General features: G+C 48.9%; 2 protein-coding genes. Both read left to right on the forward strand.

Annotation, left to right across the window (positions count from 1 at the left end; translation table 11 throughout):
* Positions 1 to 453 (forward strand): RHS repeat-associated core domain-containing protein (locus tag N4G42_RS25435; RefSeq protein WP_260669174.1); only part of this gene is annotated, 453 nt, incomplete at its 5' end.
* 619 nt (positions 454 to 1,072) lie between these two features.
* A partial coding sequence (locus tag N4G42_RS25720) for an RHS domain-containing protein (RefSeq protein ID WP_409557867.1) occupies positions 1,073 to 1,152 on the forward strand: 80 nt, incomplete at its 3' end.

Genomic DNA, 1,152 nt, shown 5'->3' on the forward strand with positions numbered 1-1,152 from the left:
TTGGGGGCGTTTACGACGCCGGATCCGATTGGGCTGTCGGGCGGATTGAACCTGCACCAGTATGCGCCCAACCCCATTAGCTGGATTGATCCTTGGGGGTGGTCGCCGTGCGATAAAAAAATTGCTGCATTGCGTAACGGAGGCAATGGGACAGCAGTTAACGTCAAAACTAAAAAAGAAGCAGATGAATTGCTAAAAGCAGCATTTCCTGGAGCCCAAAAGGTAAGAGGCATTGGGTCGCAAGATGCTCAAGGTATCCGTAAGCAGAGAAAAATGGAGCAGTTCAAGAAAAACGATGGTCAAGTTCGATACCGTAAAGACTACGCGATGGACTCAAAGACTGGGCGTGTTTATGGACATAATGATCCAAAAGGCACTGGGCACGGATCCAAGCCCCATATCAACATTAAAAAATCGGACGGTAAAATGGTTCGAATCGATATAGGGGAATGATTTTGAGTGTGCAGAAAATTATTGAGGCAATAAATTCGGGAAAGACGCGGGGTTATTCTTGTGAAGAGTGCGATGGTAATGTTGTTTTCTTTCTTCAGTTCGCGATGAAGAGGGAAGGCTCAAAGTTCATCTGCTATTTTTTTAAGATTCCCGTATCTGAAATGGACATCGTAGAAGATATTCACGACTACGAAAAAATCTCTGAGTTTAATTCTTTTGATGATGCTCTTGATTTCATTCGATCAAACGGGGGATGTTTCGAGAATTTTTCTGCGTTCAAAGGGCTGAAGCCAATATAGCCGATTGGCGAAGTATTGAAATTTCCGGCGGGCTGATTTCGTCCCGATGTTTGTCAGCTATGCACCGCTGGCGCGCCTTCATGCCAGCGGGGCCGCCACGGAGCAAGGGGGCTGGAGCCATCCAAGAGCCGACGCAGCAGATCCAGAAATTAAAAACGATAGCGGCTAGCGCTCTACCCACAGACGCTGAAAGCCAAAAACTCTCCAAATCATCAACGGCGAAAGCGCAATACTGAGCGATGCTGGAAACCCAGTCGCAACGACAAGCCATCCCTGGAACTGGCACGCAAGGGGCCACAGCCTAGACCTCGTTTTGCAAGGTGTATTACTTCCACACCCAGCTCAACGGCCTGCCGGAAGAGCTGAGCGACAACAGCGGCCACCTGGTGTGGACAGCGCA

This window comes from Acidovorax sp. K2F, assembly GCF_025246485.1.
Classification (GTDB): domain Bacteria; phylum Pseudomonadota; class Gammaproteobacteria; order Burkholderiales; family Burkholderiaceae_C; genus Acidovorax; species Acidovorax delafieldii.